Annotated in this window: 17 protein-coding genes; 10 read left to right on the forward strand and 7 right to left on the reverse strand. The window is 64.6% G+C overall.

Translation table 11 applies throughout. The annotated features are described in order from the left end of the window. Window positions 1-106 precede the first annotated feature (106 nt). Complete coding sequence (locus tag F9K20_RS14110; RefSeq protein ID WP_291002927.1) at window positions 107-493, reverse strand: hypothetical protein; 387 nt, start codon at window positions 491-493, stop codon at window positions 107-109. A 273-nt stretch (window positions 494-766) separates the two neighbouring features. Between F9K20_RS14110 and F9K20_RS14115 the strand changes: the two genes are divergently transcribed. From F9K20_RS14115 to F9K20_RS14125, 3 genes are all read left to right on the forward strand, one after another. Continuing rightward, a complete protein-coding gene (locus F9K20_RS14115; RefSeq protein WP_291002930.1) occupies window positions 767-1,375 on the forward strand; it encodes a UdgX family uracil-DNA binding protein in 609 nt (202 codons plus the stop codon). A gap of 90 nt (window positions 1,376-1,465) precedes the next feature. After that, on the forward strand, window positions 1,466-3,676 hold the full coding sequence (gene purL, locus F9K20_RS14120) for a phosphoribosylformylglycinamidine synthase subunit PurL (RefSeq protein ID WP_291002933.1): 2,211 nt from the start codon (window positions 1,466-1,468) through the stop codon (window positions 3,674-3,676). Window positions 3,677-3,727: 51 nt separating this feature from the next. Further along, window positions 3,728-3,952, forward strand: a complete 225-nt coding sequence (locus F9K20_RS14125; protein ID WP_291002936.1) for a hypothetical protein — start codon at window positions 3,728-3,730, stop codon at window positions 3,950-3,952. Window positions 3,953-3,972: 20 nt separating this feature from the next. On the opposite strand, the gene F9K20_RS14130 is transcribed toward F9K20_RS14125, so the two are convergent. After that, a complete protein-coding gene (locus tag F9K20_RS14130) occupies window positions 3,973-4,158 on the reverse strand; it encodes a hypothetical protein (RefSeq protein ID WP_291002939.1) in 186 nt (61 codons plus the stop codon). Between the two features lie 191 nt (window positions 4,159-4,349). Here F9K20_RS14130 and F9K20_RS14135 point away from each other — a divergent pair, with 191 nt between their 5' ends. From F9K20_RS14135 to F9K20_RS14145, 3 genes are all read left to right on the forward strand, one after another. Next, window positions 4,350-4,580, forward strand: coding sequence for a BolA family protein (locus tag F9K20_RS14135; RefSeq protein WP_291002942.1), 231 nt, complete (start codon window positions 4,350-4,352; stop codon window positions 4,578-4,580). Window positions 4,581-4,708: 128 nt separating this feature from the next. Then, window positions 4,709-5,068, forward strand: coding sequence for a Grx4 family monothiol glutaredoxin (gene grxD / locus F9K20_RS14140; protein WP_291002945.1), 360 nt, complete (start codon window positions 4,709-4,711; stop codon window positions 5,066-5,068). A 284-nt stretch (window positions 5,069-5,352) separates the two neighbouring features. Next, complete coding sequence (locus F9K20_RS14145; protein WP_291002948.1) at window positions 5,353-5,607, forward strand: hypothetical protein; 255 nt, start codon at window positions 5,353-5,355, stop codon at window positions 5,605-5,607. An 85-nt stretch (window positions 5,608-5,692) separates the two neighbouring features. Here F9K20_RS14145 and drt2 read toward each other — a convergent pair whose 3' ends face one another. Continuing rightward, a complete protein-coding gene (gene drt2, locus F9K20_RS14150; protein ID WP_291002951.1) occupies window positions 5,693-7,009 on the reverse strand; it encodes an antiviral reverse transcriptase Drt2 in 1,317 nt (438 codons plus the stop codon). A gap of 1,097 nt (window positions 7,010-8,106) precedes the next feature. Here drt2 and F9K20_RS14155 point away from each other — a divergent pair. From F9K20_RS14155 to F9K20_RS14165, 3 genes are all read left to right on the forward strand, one after another. Beyond that, the gene (locus tag F9K20_RS14155) at window positions 8,107-8,415 is read left to right on the forward strand and encodes a hypothetical protein (protein ID WP_291002954.1); all 309 of its coding nucleotides are present in this window, start codon (window positions 8,107-8,109) and stop codon (window positions 8,413-8,415) included. A gap of 303 nt (window positions 8,416-8,718) precedes the next feature. After that, window positions 8,719-9,846 carry a paraquat-inducible protein A gene (locus F9K20_RS14160; RefSeq protein WP_291002956.1) on the forward strand — a complete coding sequence of 376 codons (1,128 nt, stop codon included), beginning with the start codon at window positions 8,719-8,721 and terminating at the stop codon, window positions 9,844-9,846. A gap of 85 nt (window positions 9,847-9,931) precedes the next feature. After that, window positions 9,932-10,987, forward strand: a complete 1,056-nt coding sequence (locus F9K20_RS14165) for a hypothetical protein (protein ID WP_291002959.1) — start codon at window positions 9,932-9,934, stop codon at window positions 10,985-10,987. Window positions 10,988-11,046: 59 nt separating this feature from the next. Here F9K20_RS14165 and rpsD read toward each other — a convergent pair whose 3' ends face one another. From rpsD to F9K20_RS14180, 3 genes are all read right to left on the reverse strand, one after another. Then, window positions 11,047-11,664 carry a 30S ribosomal protein S4 gene (gene rpsD / locus F9K20_RS14170; RefSeq protein WP_291002963.1) on the reverse strand — a complete coding sequence of 206 codons (618 nt, stop codon included), beginning with the start codon at window positions 11,662-11,664 and terminating at the stop codon, window positions 11,047-11,049. 223 nt (window positions 11,665-11,887) lie between these two features. Further along, a complete protein-coding gene (locus F9K20_RS14175; RefSeq protein ID WP_291002966.1) occupies window positions 11,888-12,496 on the reverse strand; it encodes a hypothetical protein in 609 nt (202 codons plus the stop codon). Between the two features lie 175 nt (window positions 12,497-12,671). Continuing rightward, complete coding sequence (locus tag F9K20_RS14180; protein ID WP_291002968.1) at window positions 12,672-13,943, reverse strand: RNA methyltransferase; 1,272 nt, start codon at window positions 13,941-13,943, stop codon at window positions 12,672-12,674. Between the two features lie 228 nt (window positions 13,944-14,171). Between F9K20_RS14180 and F9K20_RS14185 the strand changes: the two genes are divergently transcribed. After that, window positions 14,172-15,392 carry an NADP-dependent isocitrate dehydrogenase gene (locus F9K20_RS14185; RefSeq protein WP_291002971.1) on the forward strand — a complete coding sequence of 407 codons (1,221 nt, stop codon included), beginning with the start codon at window positions 14,172-14,174 and terminating at the stop codon, window positions 15,390-15,392. Between the two features lie 6 nt (window positions 15,393-15,398). On the opposite strand, the gene F9K20_RS14190 is transcribed toward F9K20_RS14185, so the two are convergent. Next, window positions 15,399-15,890, reverse strand: a complete 492-nt coding sequence (locus F9K20_RS14190; protein ID WP_291002974.1) for a DUF992 domain-containing protein — start codon at window positions 15,888-15,890, stop codon at window positions 15,399-15,401. Window positions 15,891-15,953 lie beyond the last annotated feature (63 nt).

Genomic DNA, 15,953 nt, shown 5'->3' on the forward strand with positions numbered 1-15,953 from the left:
TGTTCGAGAGCACGCTGCTCAGCGCGCTCGAAGCGACGGCATAAAAAAGCGCGCCGGACCCGAAGGTCCGACGCGCTGGCCACCTCGCCGAAAAGGGGCCTTGTGTTTAGCGGGCAGCCGGCGCATAGGCCGTCTGCTGCATCGTGCTGACCGACATCGCGGTGGCGGACTGCGCACAATAGAACGCCAGCTCCTTGCCCTCGCCCGTGTCGAAGCGCACGTGCTGACCTGCCTTTACCGAGGCGCGGAAGCGCGTCGGCGTGACACCCAGGATTTCCTCGTTGGCCGGCTCCTCGCCGACGACGAGCGTCAGCTCGCAGACACCGTTCTTCGGCGTAAAATAGCCCACGGCGTGCTTCGAACCGACGTGCAGGCTGATGCCGTGCAGGGGCTTGAAGGTCGTGGACGGCTCCGAGGCGGCGATACCGGCCCCGATAGAGGTGAACCCGGCAAGCATGGCGGCAACAACAGCGCCCTTTTTGATCGCGGACATGCTCCAGCTCCTTCTGCTGCAAAGAGGAAGTCCAGGCCGGCGGAGGGGTACGGGGGGAAGCGTCCGACCGGCGCAAGAACAAAGTTAAGCACTGGACTCCCCATCGAAAATGGAGATTGTTGCAATGCAGCAATGCGAGCATAACAGCGCGCAACTGTCGCGGGTAGGTCCCCCTTCCCACCCCCGCGGGTAGTTCGCGGAACCGGTGGTGAAGCGGCGTTTTATCTGCTCATGTCGTCGTTTCCAGCTGCATTGTCGGATGTCAAAGACAGTATGCGCGAGACGCTGAGCCGGGTACGACAGGACGCCGCGCATTGCCGCCGCTGCCCGCTTTGGCAGCACGCGACGCAGACGGTGTTCGGCGAGGGACCGGCGCGCGCAGCCATGATGCTTATCGGGGAGCAGCCCGGCGATCAGGAGGATCTCGTCGGCCGCCCGTTCGTCGGCCCGGCGGGGCGCGTGCTGGACGAGGCGCTGGAGGCGGCAGGCATTCACCGCAAGGATGTCTACGTCACCAACGCGGTGAAGCACTTCAAGAACGAGCCGCGCGGCAAGCGCCGCCTGCACAAGAAGCCGAACGAGGCCGAGATCGACGCCTGCCGCTGGTGGCTGGACAAAGAGCGCGCGCTGGTGCGCCCGCGCCTCACCGTCGCGCTCGGCGGCTCGGCGGCAGCGGCGCTGCTGGGGTCCAAGGTGAGCATCGGCAAGATGCGCGGGGTGCCGATTCCCGCCGCGCCCACGACGCTGTGGATCACCGTGCACCCCTCGTACGTGTTGCGCATCCCCGATCGGCCGGCGCGCAAAGCCGAATTTGCCCGTTTCGTCAACGATCTCGCCGCTGCCGGCGCCTGGCTCGCGGCGCACCCGCGCATCCCCGCCTAAGCGGGGCGACAACGCATTTGTCGGCCGCTATAAGCGCAAATCGCTGCCCCGAGCCCCGAGCGCCCGCGCATGGATGCCAAGACCGAGAGCATGTCCGAGAGTCGTTTCGAGATCACCCCGGAGATTGTCGCCGAGCATGGGCTGAGCCCCAGCGAATACCAACGCCTTTTGAAGATTCTCGGCCGCACCCCGAGCTTCACCGAGCTCGGCATCTTCTCGGTCATGTGGAGCGAGCACTGCTCCTACAAATCTTCGCGCGTCTGGCTGCGCACCCTGCCGACGACCGGCAAGCAGGTCATCCAGGGCCCGGGCGAGAACGCCGGCGTCGTCGACCTCGGCGATGGCGACGCGGTCGTGTTCAAGATGGAAAGCCACAACCACCCCAGCTACATCGAGCCCTACCAGGGCGCTGCGACCGGCGTCGGCGGCATCATGCGCGACGTGTTCACCATGGGCGCGCGCCCCGTCGCCAACCTCAACGCGCTGCGCTTCGGCGCCCCCGAGCACCCGAAGACGCGCCACCTCGTCGATGGCGTCGTCGCCGGCATCGGCGGCTATGGCAATTGCGTTGGCGTGCCGACGGTCGGTGGCGAGACCAACTTCGACAAGGGCTATAACAACAACATCCTCGTCAACGCCATGTGCGCCGGCCTGGCGAAGACCGACAAGATCTTCTACTCGGCTGCGAAGGGCGTCGGCCTCCCGGTCGTCTACGTCGGCTCCAAGACGGGACGCGACGGCATCCACGGCGCCACCATGGCGTCGGCCGAGTTCGACGACAATTCGAACGAGAAGCGCCCCACCGTGCAGGTCGGCGACCCGTTCACCGAGAAGCTGCTGATCGAAGCCTGCCTCGAGTTGATGGCCAAGGATGCCATCATCGCCATCCAGGACATGGGCGCTGCCGGCCTCACCTCCTCCTCCTGCGAGATGGCCGACAAGGGCGGCGTCGGCATCACCCTCGACCTCGACCACGTGCCGCAGCGCGAAGCCGGCATGACCGCCTACGAGATGATGCTGTCGGAAAGCCAGGAGCGCATGCTCATGGTCCTGAAGCCGGGCTCGGAAGCGGAGGCGGAAGCCATCTTCAAGAAGTGGGGGCTCGACTTCGCCATCGTCGGCGCAACCACCGACACCGGGCGCATGATCGTCACCCACCGCGGCCAGGTCGAAGCCGACATCCCCGTCACCACGCTCGCCAACTCGGCGCCGGTGTACGAGCGCCCGTGGTTCCCGATTCAGCCGCCGAAGATGATCCTGCCCGAATGGGTGCCGGCGCCTAACGCCATCCTGGAAACGCTTCTGACCCTGATGAGCGGCCCGGCGCTCGCCTCGCGGCGCTGGATCTGGGAGCAGTACGACCACATGGTCATGGGCGACACGCTGCAGCGCCCCGGGGGCGATGCCGCCGTGGTGCGCGTGCACGGCACGCAAAAGGGCCTCGCGCTCGCCTGCGATGTGACGCCCCGCTACGTCGCCGCCGATCCCGCCATGGGCACCAAGCAGGCCGTAGTCGAGACCTGGCGCAACTTGACCGCCGTCGGCGCCGACCCGCTCGCCATCACCGACAACCTGAACTTCGCCAACCCGGAGCGGCCCGAGGTGATGGGCCAGTTCGTCGGCGCCGTGAAGGGCATGGCGGAGGCCTGCAGCGTGCTCGACTACCCGGTCGTCTCGGGCAACGTCTCGCTCTACAACGAGACCAGCGGCGTCGGCATTCCGCCCACGCCCGCCATCGGCGGCGTCGGCCTCGTGCCGGACGTATCGCGCATGGCCGACCTCAAGCTGAAGCGCGAGAACGATCTGTTGATCGTCATCGGCCGCGAGGCCGGCCACCTCGGCCAGTCGCTCTACCAGGAGCTCATCACCGGCAAGCTGGAGGGCGCCCCGCCCCCCGTCGACCTCGCCGACGAGATCAAGGCCGGGCGCCTGGTGCGCACGCTGATCCGCGAAGGCAAGGTGTCGGCGGTGCACGATATCTCGGACGGCGGGCTGCTCATCGCCATCGCCGAGATGGCGCTCTCAGGCGGCATGGGCGCCGAGCTGTTCGCCTACGAGGGGCGGCTACCGGCACACGCGGTGTGGTTCGGCGAGGACCAGGGCCGCTACGTGCTCAGCGTCGATCCGATGCTGGCCGAGGAGGTCTTGGAGCGGGCGCGGCTCCTGGCGCTACCGGCGCGCATCGTCGCCCGCACCGGCGGCGAGGCCATCGGCTTGAAGGGCGAGCCGGCGCTGCCGCTATCGGAGCTGCGCTCGGCGCACGAGGCCTGGCTGCCGTCCTACATGGCCGCCGCGCACTGATGTTCTCGTCTTGTTCTTGACGTGCGCGCGGCCGCATGTCAGGCTGCGGGCATGACCGAAGAGATGGCCAACCTGGTGCTCGAGCAGCTGCGGCACATCCGTCAGCGGGTGGACCGCACGGATGAAAAGGTCGATACGGTCATACTGCGTCTCGGCATCATCGAGGGGCACGTGGCGAATTTCCACGTCAGCGAGGCCGGTCAAAATCTCGAGATTGATCGGATCCGAAATCGATTGGACCGGATCGAGCGGCGGTTGGAACTCCCGGAAAGCTGATTGATGCCGCGGCCTCACGGCTAGGCGCCGCCGCGCCCGCGCACCGGCTGCAGGCGGTCCGACTGGGTGCGCGCGAACTCGGCCAGGCGCTTGTATTTGATGGACATTAGGCGCAGCGCGCGGCGGCGGTTGGGATCCTGCGTCGTCTCGGCGACGAGCTTGGCCTCCGCCGCCAGCTTGGTCAGTTTCTCCGGCGCCTTGCTCATCGCTGCCCGACACTCCTCTCAGCGCCGCAACGCACGACCGCGGCCGATGTTCCAAGCGGCGCCGACACGCCGATGAATGCGTGCCGCGGCTGGCCGGCGGGCAACAGGCCGCGGCGGCGACAGGGCCGTTGGGATTGCAGGCAAATCGGCTTATGTTCTCTACAGGACTAGTTTCCCAAGGAGATGCGCCGATGGCCATGGACGCCGGCGAGATCGAGCGGCTGATCAGGGCCAAATTCCCCAACGCGCTGGTGGAGATCCGCGACCTCGCCGGCGACGGCGACCATTACGCCGCCCACGTCGTCGCCCCCGAGTTCAAGGGCAAGACCCGCGTGCAGCAGCATCAGATGGTGTACGAGGCGCTCGGTGGCCGCATGGGCGGGGCGCTCCACGCTCTCGCCCTGACCACGGCCGCGCCCTGAGACAACTGCCACGTTTAGCCCCGCGGCACCGGTTCAATTGACTTCCTGGCGCCAATCCACACATTGGCGCTCCAGAGGCCGGGCCGCATGACGCGCCCGGCGATCAGGCATTCAACGAGGCCCGCAAGATGACCACCCCGCAGCAGGATGTGCAGGACTGGATCCGCAACACCGTCGCATCGAACGACGTCGTGCTGTTCATGAAGGGCAACAAGAACATGCCGCAGTGCGGCTTCTCGGCCCAGGTCGACCACATCCTGCGCCTGCTCGGCGTCGACTATAAGGACGTCAACGTGCTGGCCGACATGGGCGTGCGCGAGGGCATCAAGGCCTTCTCCAACTGGCCGACCATTCCGCAGCTCTACGTCAAGGGCGAGTTCGTCGGCGGCTGCGACATCGTCCGCGAGATGGCCGAGGCGGGCGAGCTGACGGCGCTGTTCGACGACAAGGGCGTCGCCTACGACAAGTCCAAGACGCTGACGGCTTAAGCGGCTCGTTCCTACGCCGTCATCCCGCTGTAGAGCGGGATCCACGCCAGCTTCAGCAGACGCTCCTGGCGATAGTCGGCAGGACGCTGCAGCCGTTAGCAGTGCCTTCGCCGTGGCGATCGTTGCGACTTGCGTGGGTCCCGCTCTACAGCGGGATGACGTTGAGTGGGCTGCGAAGTGCCCACAACGCTGCCCTCGCCGCCCTTCGCTGAGCTCTGAATCGGCCCAAAATCGAAGCCTGGAATCACGGTACCATTCTCCTTCATCTCTCTAGGAGAAATGGCATGCAAATCTTAGCGCTCTTGGCCCTGACGGCGATAATTGGCGGCGCGCTCTGGTACGTTTTCACAACTAAGATCGAAGGATTTGGTCCTCTCACGACGGGTCTACCCATCGTCCTTGCAACTTTGTACGTGGCTGCCCTTGCTATCATCTTCGACAAACTGGCCACAGATCACATTGCCAACATTCTATTTGCGGCAATGGGGTATGGCGGCGGCTTGCTGACCACTACATTATTCTATGCAAAGTCGCGGTGAGCGAACCCCAAAAGCCTGATGGCAACCACAGGCTCTACCGGCGTCCTCGCGCTCACCGCATATGCCCGCCACTTCGCCGCGCCTCCTACCGGCCCTCATCGTAGAGTTTTCTATGAAGGATTCGGAAATGGCGCCGCAACTGATCTGTCGGACCGGCACAATCAAAAATGGCCGCCGCCTTCTTTGCGTACGAATAGAAGTTCCGCTTACCTAGATGCGTAAATTCGCGAAATAGCTTTCTACGATAGGTCTTATCCGGCTGCCCGCCCGCTCGCACGGCACCACGCGCCGCATAAGTCATTCGCCTGTAATACCTTGATAAAGTGCGCGCACGCAAAAGAACCCTGCGCCCATCAAAGGTAAATCCGAGATACGTCACTGCCGCATCGCAGAAAAGTCTACTACCCTCTCTGCGAAAATTGCATATTTCAGTTTTCTCCTCGCTAATCTCTATTGCGGACCCCAATTTTTTGATCTCCTTGAGGACGAAAGACAGCATGGCCTTCGCCGAACTCGGCTGGCAAACAATGATGATGTCATCGGAATAACGTCTATAAAGCCCACCCCGCTTGACCACTCTAGTCCGCACTGCATGGTCAAATTCAATCATAAAGATATTTGAGAGCACTGCAGAAATAGGAGAGCCCTGCGGAATTCCATAAGGGGCGAAGTTTCGTCGAATAATGTCGCGATTTACGCCATCGCCGCCGCGAACCTTTTGGCGAAATTCAGCGGCGGTACACAATGGCCGCGGAGGCGCATCCCGGGAGAACCCCAAACGGAGCGCCAATTCTTCCGCGTCAACCCACGAGTATCGCGTCATTGCCTTGAAGACAGCGAACCAGTCTGGCAGCAGGTAGTTTAGACCAAGAACGGTTAGTAAGTTCGCTTTCAGCGCACGGTGATCTATGCTGTCAAAAAACGAGCTGATATCGAGACATATAACGGTCGATTTGCGCCTTCGTCCAATATCGCTAAATACCTCTGCAGCCATATCGGCGTTCGATCCGAGTCCGCGCCGGTAACCGATTACTGAGTCAGATAGGTTGTGTAGGTGGAGATAATGCTCATATGCATCTTCGGCCATTTTCGAGTAATACCCGAAAACATAGCCATCCATGTGTGAGCAATATTTTATCGGACGTGTTTTTATGCTAGCCCTATTGACCCCGGCAATAGTTCTAAACTGCCTCCTTCGATCCTCAAACCCGAGGAAGGGCCAGAACGCGCGAGACGCGACGAACCTCGGGTCACGCACTCGCAGTTCTGCGCTCGAAAAGTCCATCGGCAGATCGAAATGCGCAAACGCCTTGCGCCTGTACCAACCATCTTGTCGTGGGGGCTTGCGGCCAGCCGATCTGCGCTTAGCAAGTCCGGAGGGGCGCTGGTTCGCGTCTACCAATGTCCCCCCCGGAGCACAACTTATCTTCGGACAAGCCGTCGCGGATAACGCTTTGCGCTACAATGTTGAAGTCGGTAACGCTGTGGCGATCTTCAGCTACATAGAGCTGTCGATCACGCTGACCATCTCGTGGTTGGCTGGTGTTGCCAATGCACTTGACGGAGGTTACGCCTTCCCCTTCGGCCTATTTCGTCCAAAGGCGAACGAAAGGTAAGTATGCGCGTCATTAAACTCAAGTGCGGATCAAATATTGTGCACGTTTTAGGTAGTTGCCATTGATTCTACGCGTTTTTCTTGCCGATGCACGCAGCCTCGGCACCAATGGCGCTTGTATGAGGTATCTTATCCCCGCCCTCTCCGCCGCGCGTATCCTCCCCCCATCCCTGCCCAACTGGGACGCATCAGCTGAGCGGCCGACGCGGGGCAGGGAACGGTGCCCGGCTGAGGCGGCGCTGCTCCGTTCGCAGCGCCGACGCGAGACTAGCTCTCTCACAGGCCGGGGCCGGAGATCGAGGCTGTGCAGAATGGCAACAGACTGCACGGACGCCCGTCGGCAACGGCGCTCCCGCATCCAACTTTTAAGGAGCGCGGCCGCTAGAGGTCCTGAGCGATGATAGCCCGGCCGCTAATACCCGCCGGGTAGGACCGAAGGCCCGCTGACGATGACGTGCACCCTCGGCACGGCAGCAGCCGACGCGGGCGCCGAAAGGCTGCCGGACTAAACAAATGGATGGCGGTCGTTTGGCGCCCGCGCTCCCTCTTTCGTTGCGCCAACCGACTCGCACTCCGGCGAGCCGGCCGGTTGGCGCGCTCGCTCTTTGAAAACCTCGGGGCTGATGGCTCGCGAGACCCATGACATTTGCGCGCCTGTCATCCCGGGCGAAGCGAGCGTCATGGCGGAGCCATGCTTCGCATGGACGCGAGCAAGACCCGGGATCCAGCGCAAGGAGACACGAAGTGACTATGGAGCTTCGCACTTCTCTGCTGGTTCCCGGATAGCCGTCGCTGCGCTCGGCTTCCGGGATACAGGCGTGAAGTTGTCCCCGGGCGCGGGGCGCGTGGGATCATCGGCGCGCAAGGCAACGAGGCGGCATGGCATGGCGGCGCAGAAGAACGGCAAGGCGAACCACGGGGCGGGAGGCTCGGGCATCTTACTCAGCAACGACCCGGAGGCCTTCGAGGCCGAGTTCGCCGAGCGCATGCTCGCTTCGGCGGCCGGGCTGCCGCGCGTGTGCGTCCTCAATAAGTGCCGCCGCCGCAAGCGCTGCTTCGGCCCGCTCATCGGCGGCGATCTGCCCTGCAAGCGCCTGCACAGAGGGCTCGCGCGAGCGCGGTTCAAACGCGCGCTGAAAGTGCTCGGGTTGGCGCACCTCAACGAGGACGGCACGCCGACAAAGCGGCAATAGGCAATGGGCACTTGTCATCCCGGGCGAGCGAGGGAACCGAGCGAAGACCCGGGACCCAGGAGAGGAGCGCGCAGCTCCGCCTATTGTGGCTTCGCCGCGCTTTACGCTGGATCCTGGATCGGCGCTCACGCACCGTCCGGGATGACAGAAGGGAGAACCACTGCCAACTGCCAACTGCCAACTGCCCACTGCCAGCGCCGGAGGCGCCCCCGGCCCTAGTTTTGCCGCGCCGCCTTCTTTCAGTGACGCGGACGCGGCCCGCCACTACCATCGCCGCTCGAGGCACTTGAGGACGAACAAGACATGCGGCTCGGCGGCAGGCGCTTTCTGTTGAGCTTCGCCATCATCGGCGCCGCCGTGTGCCTGGCGCTCGGCATCAGCCTGCCGATCCTCAAGCTGACCAAGTTCGTGTTCTGGTCGAGCGAATATTCGCTCATGTCGACCGTCGGCGTGCTCCTGCAGCAGGGCCAGACGTTCCTCGGCCTCATCGTGCTCGTGTTCTCGATCGTCTTTCCCATCGTCAAGCTGCTCTACCTGTTGCTCGTCTCCACGCTCCCCGCCGCCGAGCTCAGGCGGCACGCCAAGCGCCTCAAGGCCATCGAGTGGATCGGCAAATGGTCGATGCACGACGTGCTGGTGCTGGCGCTGATGATCTTCTTTTTGAAGAGCCAGGGCGTCTACGACGCGGCGAGCCTGCCCGCCGTCTACTTCTTCACCGCCGCCGTCGCGCTGATGATCCTGTCCTACGCCTGGCTGAAGATGGACGTCGCCGCGGCCGGCAGCATGGCGATCGAACCGCAGGTGCCAAAGCAGCTGTCGGTCGTGCGCAACTTCCTTCTGAGCTTCCTCATCATCCTCGCCACGGTGTTCTTCGCCCTCGGCGTCATCCTGCCGGTGATCCGCTTCACCACCGTCTACGTGTGGACCAACGAGCACTCCATCGCCACCATCATCTGGGCGCTGTACGAGAGCGATGAGTACTTCCTGTGCGCGGTGGTGTTCGCGGTGTCGATCTTCTTCCCGTTCCTGAAGCTGTTCTACCTGTTGACGCTCGTCACCTCGCCCGACCTGTCGCCCGAGTTCCGCCGCCGCTCGTTCTCGACCATGGAATGGCTGGGGCGCTACTCGATGACCGACGTCATGGTGCTGGCGCTGATGATCTTCTACGTGAACTCGTCGGGCTACACGGAGGCGGTGGTCATGCCCGGCGTCTACTTCTTCGCCGCCTCGGCGTTGATCACCATGCTCGCCTACGGCTGGGCCAACACGGTGCCGCCGCGCGGCGATCGTGCGCAGGCTGCGGCTGCCGCCGATGCGGCCCCCGCCGGGGGTGAAATCGTCACGCTGCCGACCAATCCGGGGCGCCGACACCGACCGTTAAGCAAGGAGGCAAGTTTCGGCGCGCCGGTCGCCGACCCCGAGCCGCTTTAGGCTGCACTTGCCGCTTAAGGGCAAGGGTTCGGCAACGCCCGCGCCGTAACTCTTAGGGCCAGGGCTGCAGCTACGGAGAGTTGCCATGGCGGAGACGGAGACATTGACCTCGGAACAGGCGTGGAGCATCGAGCCGAGCGATTTCCCCCGCAACGGCAGCTCGCGCGACGTGCTGGCGTTTCTGGTCCGCTACGCCGTGCTCGCCCCATCCGGTCATAACACTCAGCCGTGGCGCTTCGTGCTCAGCGACGACCACGTCGACATCGTCGCCGACACGAGCCGCGCTTTGCACATGGTCGACCCGCACGACCGCGAGATGACCATGTCGTGCGCCGCCGCCGCCGAGACCATGTTCGCGGCGCTGCGCGCCTTCGGCCTTACGGGCGCGCTGACGCCGCTCCCCGTTGCGCAGGCGCCCGACGTCGTCGCCCGCGTCACGCTTTCCCCGCAGCCGGCGGGCGGCGCCGAGGACTACGAGATGCTGGACGCCATCGCGTCGCGCCGCACCGTGCGCCGGCCCTATGCCGACACGCCGGTGCCGCCGGGCATGCAGACGCTGATGCGCGAGGCGGCGCGCCCGTTCGGCGTCGAGCTGAGCCTGTTCGAGGACACGGCGGTGAAGGACGCCGTCGCGGAGCTGGTGGTCGATGCCGATCACATTCAGTTCGCCGATCCGGCGTTCCGCGACGAGCTCGCTGCGTGGATGCATCCGCTGACCTCGCCGGCCGGCGACGGCCTCGCCGGCCCCGGCTTCGGCTTTCCCGACTGGGCGACGCGTGTCGCCGCAACGCTGTTCCGCATGTTCGACCTCGGCAGCGCCGTGGCTCGTATGGACAAGCCCAACGTGCTCGGCGCGCCGCTGCTCGGCGTGTTCTCCACCCCCGGCGACACGCGCGCCGACTGGGTGGCGACGGGGCGCGCGCTGGCCGCCGTGCTGCACGTCGTCACCATGCACGGGCTGGTCAACGCCTTCCTCAACCAGCCGATCGAGGTGACGACCATCCGCCCCAAGCTCGCCGAGCTCGGCTGCCCGGGGCGCACGCCGCAGCTCCTTTCCCGCTTCGGCTACCTCAAAGAGGGCATCGCCATGCCGCCGCACGCGGCGCGCCGCCGGCTCGACGAAGTGCTCATCGCCGCCTGAAACGACAAAGGCCTCCGCATCGTCGGAGGCCTTTGCATTTCGGATGCGGTTGACGCCGGTCAGCGCGAGTAGAACTCGACCACCAGGTTCGGCTCCATGTGCACCGGGTAGGGCACGTCGGAGAGCGCCGGAACCCGCAGCAGCTTGGCCGCCATGCGGTTGTGGTCGGCCTCGACGTAGTCGGGCACGTCGCGCTCGGGGCTCTTGATGGCCTCGAGCACGAGCGGCAGCTGGCGCGACTTCTCCTTCACCTCGATGACGTCGCCGACCTTGCAGCGGTAGCTCGGCACCGTGACGCGGCGCCCGTTGACCGTCACATGGCCATGGCTGACGAACTGGCGCGCCGAGAACACGGTCGGCACGAACTTGGCGCGATAGACGATAGCGTCGAGCCGGCGCTCCAAGAGGCCGATGACGTGCTCGGAGGTCGAGCCCTTGAGACGCGAGGCCTCCACGTAGATGCGGTGGAACTGGCGCTCGTTGAGGTTGGCGTAGTAGCCCTTGAGCTTCTGCTTGGCTTTCAGCTGCTGACCGTAGTCGGACAGCTTCTGCACGCGGCGCTCGCCGTGCTGGCCGGGCCGCGACTCGCGGCGGTTGATGGGGCTCTTCGGACGGCCCCAGATGTTCTCGCCGAGGCGGCGGTCGATCTTGTGCTTGGCGCGGATGCGCTTGGTCATGGTAACAGCACTCCAACGGTTGCTATGTTGCGTGGAGCGCCCCCTCCTCTGCTCCCCGTAGCTCGCGAGCCTAAGGAGCCGACAGGCAGCGCCGCTCGTGTGGGCGCTGCCGCAGGTGCGCAATAAGAACGCGGGCCATTAACCTATGGCCCGCGTCCGGATGGCTAGATACCGATTGGCAGCGGCGACGTCAACCGCCGCGTCTGGGGCCGCCGAAGGCGACCTATTTCGCCGCTGGCGCCGCCGCCGGCTGGGTAGCCGCGGTGGCAGGCGGTGCCGCGCCGGCCGGGCTGCTCGAGGCCAGGTCGGGCCCGGTCTTCACGTAGGCGGCGATCAGCTCCTTCACCTTCGCCTTCTGCTCGGCCGAGCAGGTCTGCGCCGCCTTCTGCGCTTCCTCGGCGACGACGACCTCTTTTGCCGCCGCTTCCTTGCCCTTCTCGCCGCCCTCGGGCTTCTCAACGAGCTTGATGCGGCCCGTGAGCAGCATAACGACCGTCAGATGCAGCTGGTTGATGTACACCATCTGCTGCGGCGTCCATTTTTTGCTCTGCGACTGGCGGCGCATCAGCGAGCTGTGATTGTCGCCCTGCTCCTGCGCCAGTCCGCACACCTGCGCGTGCGCCGACAGACGGCCGGCGCGGATCACCTCGCGCGCTACGTCGAGCGGAATGAGGATCTCGTCGCGCTTCGTCTTGTCGATGAGGATCGTTTCACCGTTGGGCTTGGTGAAGCGCTCCGGCGTCAACGTCCACGCGTACTCCATGAACGTGCGCGTCGCCTTTTCGCTGAGCTCCTGCGCGCTGACGGGCACCGCCGCCAATGTAGCGGACATCGCCACCGCGCATGCCCAACCCCTCCCCGCCCATTTCATGATCCGCATCTCCTGAAACTGTCCCTGCGTTATATTGTTACTCTTGGCTCACGCCGCGATCATCCGCGCGGCCAGAGCAGAATTCGCTCGTTGGGAGCGGCATCGCTCAGCTCAAAACTTGGCCAGATCATGGCGGCTAAGTTGACGGCTTGCGGGCATGTCCCTTGCCCTTGGCGAGCGTTGCAACAATACCACGCAAGGTGCGGACTTCCTGCTCTGTGGCGCCCATACGCGTCAACATGGTGCGTAGATTTCTCACCACAGTGGCACGCTTGTGCGGCGGATTGAAGAAGCCCAGACGGTCGAGTTCCCCTTCGAGATGCTCGAAGAATCCGATCAGTTCGTCTTTCGTCGCTGGACGGTCGGCGCCCATGTAGAGGCCGGCCTCGATCGGCTTCTCGTAGGTGGTTACGCGCCCGAGACTTTGCGCATCGCTGCCCCGCATCCACTCGTAGCCGAGGATGAGCACCGCTTGCGCCAGGTTGAGAGAAGCGAAACGAGAATTTACCGGAATCATGATGAGCGCATCGGCATTGGCGACCTCGGATGTCTCAAGGCCTGAGCGCTCGCGCCCGAACAGCACCGCACAGCGCTCGCCTCGGTCGATGCGCCGGCGCATCTCGCCGACCGCCTCGATGGGCGTCATCACCGGCTTGCGCAAATCGCGCTGGCGCGCCGTCGTCGCCGCCAGCCAGTTGACGTCGCCGATGGCGGCTTCGAGCGAGGGGAAGGCGACCGCATCGTCGATGACGTAGTTGGCCCCGGAAGCGGCGATGCGCGCCTTCTCGTTCGGCCAGCCGTCGCGCGGGGCGATGAGGCGCAGATCGTCGAGACCGAAGTTGGCCATGGCGCGTGCCACCATGCCGACGTTGTCGGCGAGTTGCGGCTCCATCAGAATGACGGCCGGGGTCTCGCCGGCATCGGCAAACGCCGCCCCTTGAATGTGCGCGCGTCGAATGCCGTGGCGCAGCTTGCGCAAGATGCGCCGCGCCCAGAACCAGTAGTTCTCGCCCGACCAAGTCTTCTCCAAAGCCGCGAGCGCCGGTGTATGGAGGGTGCCCTCGCCCTGGCCGAGAAGGCGCACCTCGCCGTCGCCGACGACGATCTCCTTGTAGCGGGCGATGAAATCGTCGAGCGAATGGATGCCGAGCGCCTCAGTGCGCCGCTTGCAGCCGGGGCAGGTCGCTCCATCCCCTTCGCAGCGCAGCTCGGCGCAGTAGGTGAGCAGCGGCTCGAGACTCGCCCGATCAAGACCGGGGATGGCGAGTTCCTCAAGTCCGACATCTATGGTGCGCTCGTGGCAGACGCGCACGACCTCGCTTACCGGCCGTCCGCTCGCCGCGACGACCGGAGCCGGCGTGCCGTCGAGAATGGCAGTCTTGATGATCAGTAGCTGTTCGGCCGTCACTGGCATGAGGCTTTGGCATGCATGGTCGCGAAGAATGAACCCTCCCCATAGCAAACCGGGCACAGACAACAAGGTCGGTTCGGGCGAGCCCAATGTGGGAAGGGGCCATTCCCTCCTCGTCCTACTAATTACCAGTCCAACCGCGGCGCCATTGCTCCCTTGTTGCGGCGCAACACCGCGGATATGGTGCCGGGGAAATCCACGCCGCGCTGTCTAGCTGAGGCCCGAATGCACAAGATCAAGGTGACTGGAACCGTCGTCGAGCTCGACGGCGACGAGATGACCCGCATCATCTGGAAGCTGATCAAAGACAAGCTGATCCATCCCTATCTCGACCTGCCGATCGAGTACTACGACCTGTCGATCCAGAGCCGCGATGCCACGGGCGACCAGGTCACCATCGACGCCGCCAATGCCATCAAGAAGCACGGCGTCGGCGTCAAGTGCGCGACCATCACGCCGGACGAAGCGCGCGTCAAAGAGTTCCATCTGAAGGAGATGTGGAAGAGCCCCAACGGCACTATCCGCAACATCCTCGGCGGCGTCATCTTCCGCGAGCCCATCATCTGCCGCAACGTGCCGCGCCTCGTCCCCGGCTGGACGCAACCCATCGTCATCGGCCGCCACGCCTATGGCGACCAGTACCGCGCCACCGACTTCCGCTTCCCCAGCAAGGGCACGCTGACCATCAAGTTCGTCGGCGAGAATGGCGAGACGATCGAGCGCGAGGTGTTCAAAGCCCCGGGCGCGGGTGTCGCCATGGCGATGTACAATCTCGACGAGTCCATCCGCGAGTTCGCGCGCGCCACCTTCAACTATGCGCTGACCCGCAACTACCCCGTCTACCTGTCGACCAAGAACACTATCCTCAAGGCCTATGACGGACGCTTCAAGGATCTGTTCCAGGAGGTGTTCGACGCCGAGTTCAAGGCCGAGTTCGACAAGCGCAAGCTGACCTACGAGCACCGGCTGATCGACGACATGGTGGCTTCCGCCCTGAAATGGTCGGGCGGCTACGTATGGGCGTGCAAGAACTACGACGGCGACGTGCAGTCGGACATCGTGGCGCAGGGCTTCGGCTCGCTCGGCTTGATGACGAGCGTACTGATGTCGCCCGATGGCAAGACCGTCGAGGCGGAGGCCGCGCACGGCACCGTCACGCGCCACTATCGCGAGCACCAGAAAGGCAAGGAGACATCGACCAACTCGATCGCATCCATCTTCGCCTGGACGCGCGGGCTCGCCCACCGCGCCAAGCTCGACGGCAACGCGGCCCTGGCCGAGTTCGCCGCGGCCCTCGAGCGCGTGTGCGTGCGCACCGTCGAATCCGGCTACATGACCAAGGATCTGGCGCTGCTCGTCGGGGATCGGCAGAAGTGGCTGTCGACCACAAGCTTCCTCGACAAGATCGACCAAAACCTGCAGGTGGAGATGGCCAAGGCCGCGTAGACGCGACTAGCCGTTGGGGTGCAGGCTGAGCTCAGAGATGCCGACGGCGATGTTGAGCCCTTCCTGCACCTGCCCGCTGAGCGGCTGCAGGGCAATCGAGTGCTTCAGGCCGCCGACGAGCGCGTTGGCGCCGACGCCGAGGCCGACCGTCGCCTCGGCGGAGACACCGCCGTAGTTGCCGGCGAGTGCACCCGACGGGATATCCTGCGACGGCGCGAACACGGTCCACACCATGTACGAGCTGCCGGTGAAGCCGAGATCGATGCCGAACTTGGTGATGGCACCGTGGTAGCCCTCCTTGGTGCCGTTGATGCCCTCGAACTTGCAATCGAGATCCTTGCTCGAGCCGAACACGAAGCCGGGGCCGCCGGCGACCTTGCAGGTCAATACGCCGATCTCCACGTGCGCGGCGCCCGCGGGAAGTGCAATGCCAAACACTGCGGCGCTCACGCCAACGGCAAGGCTCGCGAGGCGTAGGGTCAAAGTCGAGCGAAGCATGCTGGTCCCCCGTGCGGTGTTGGCTGCATTAGGACGCGCCGACAATGCGGCAATCGCATGAGC

Origin of the sequence: Hyphomicrobium sp., assembly GCF_009026145.1 — a bacterium.
Lineage (GTDB): Bacteria > Pseudomonadota > Alphaproteobacteria > Rhizobiales > Hyphomicrobiaceae > Hyphomicrobium_A.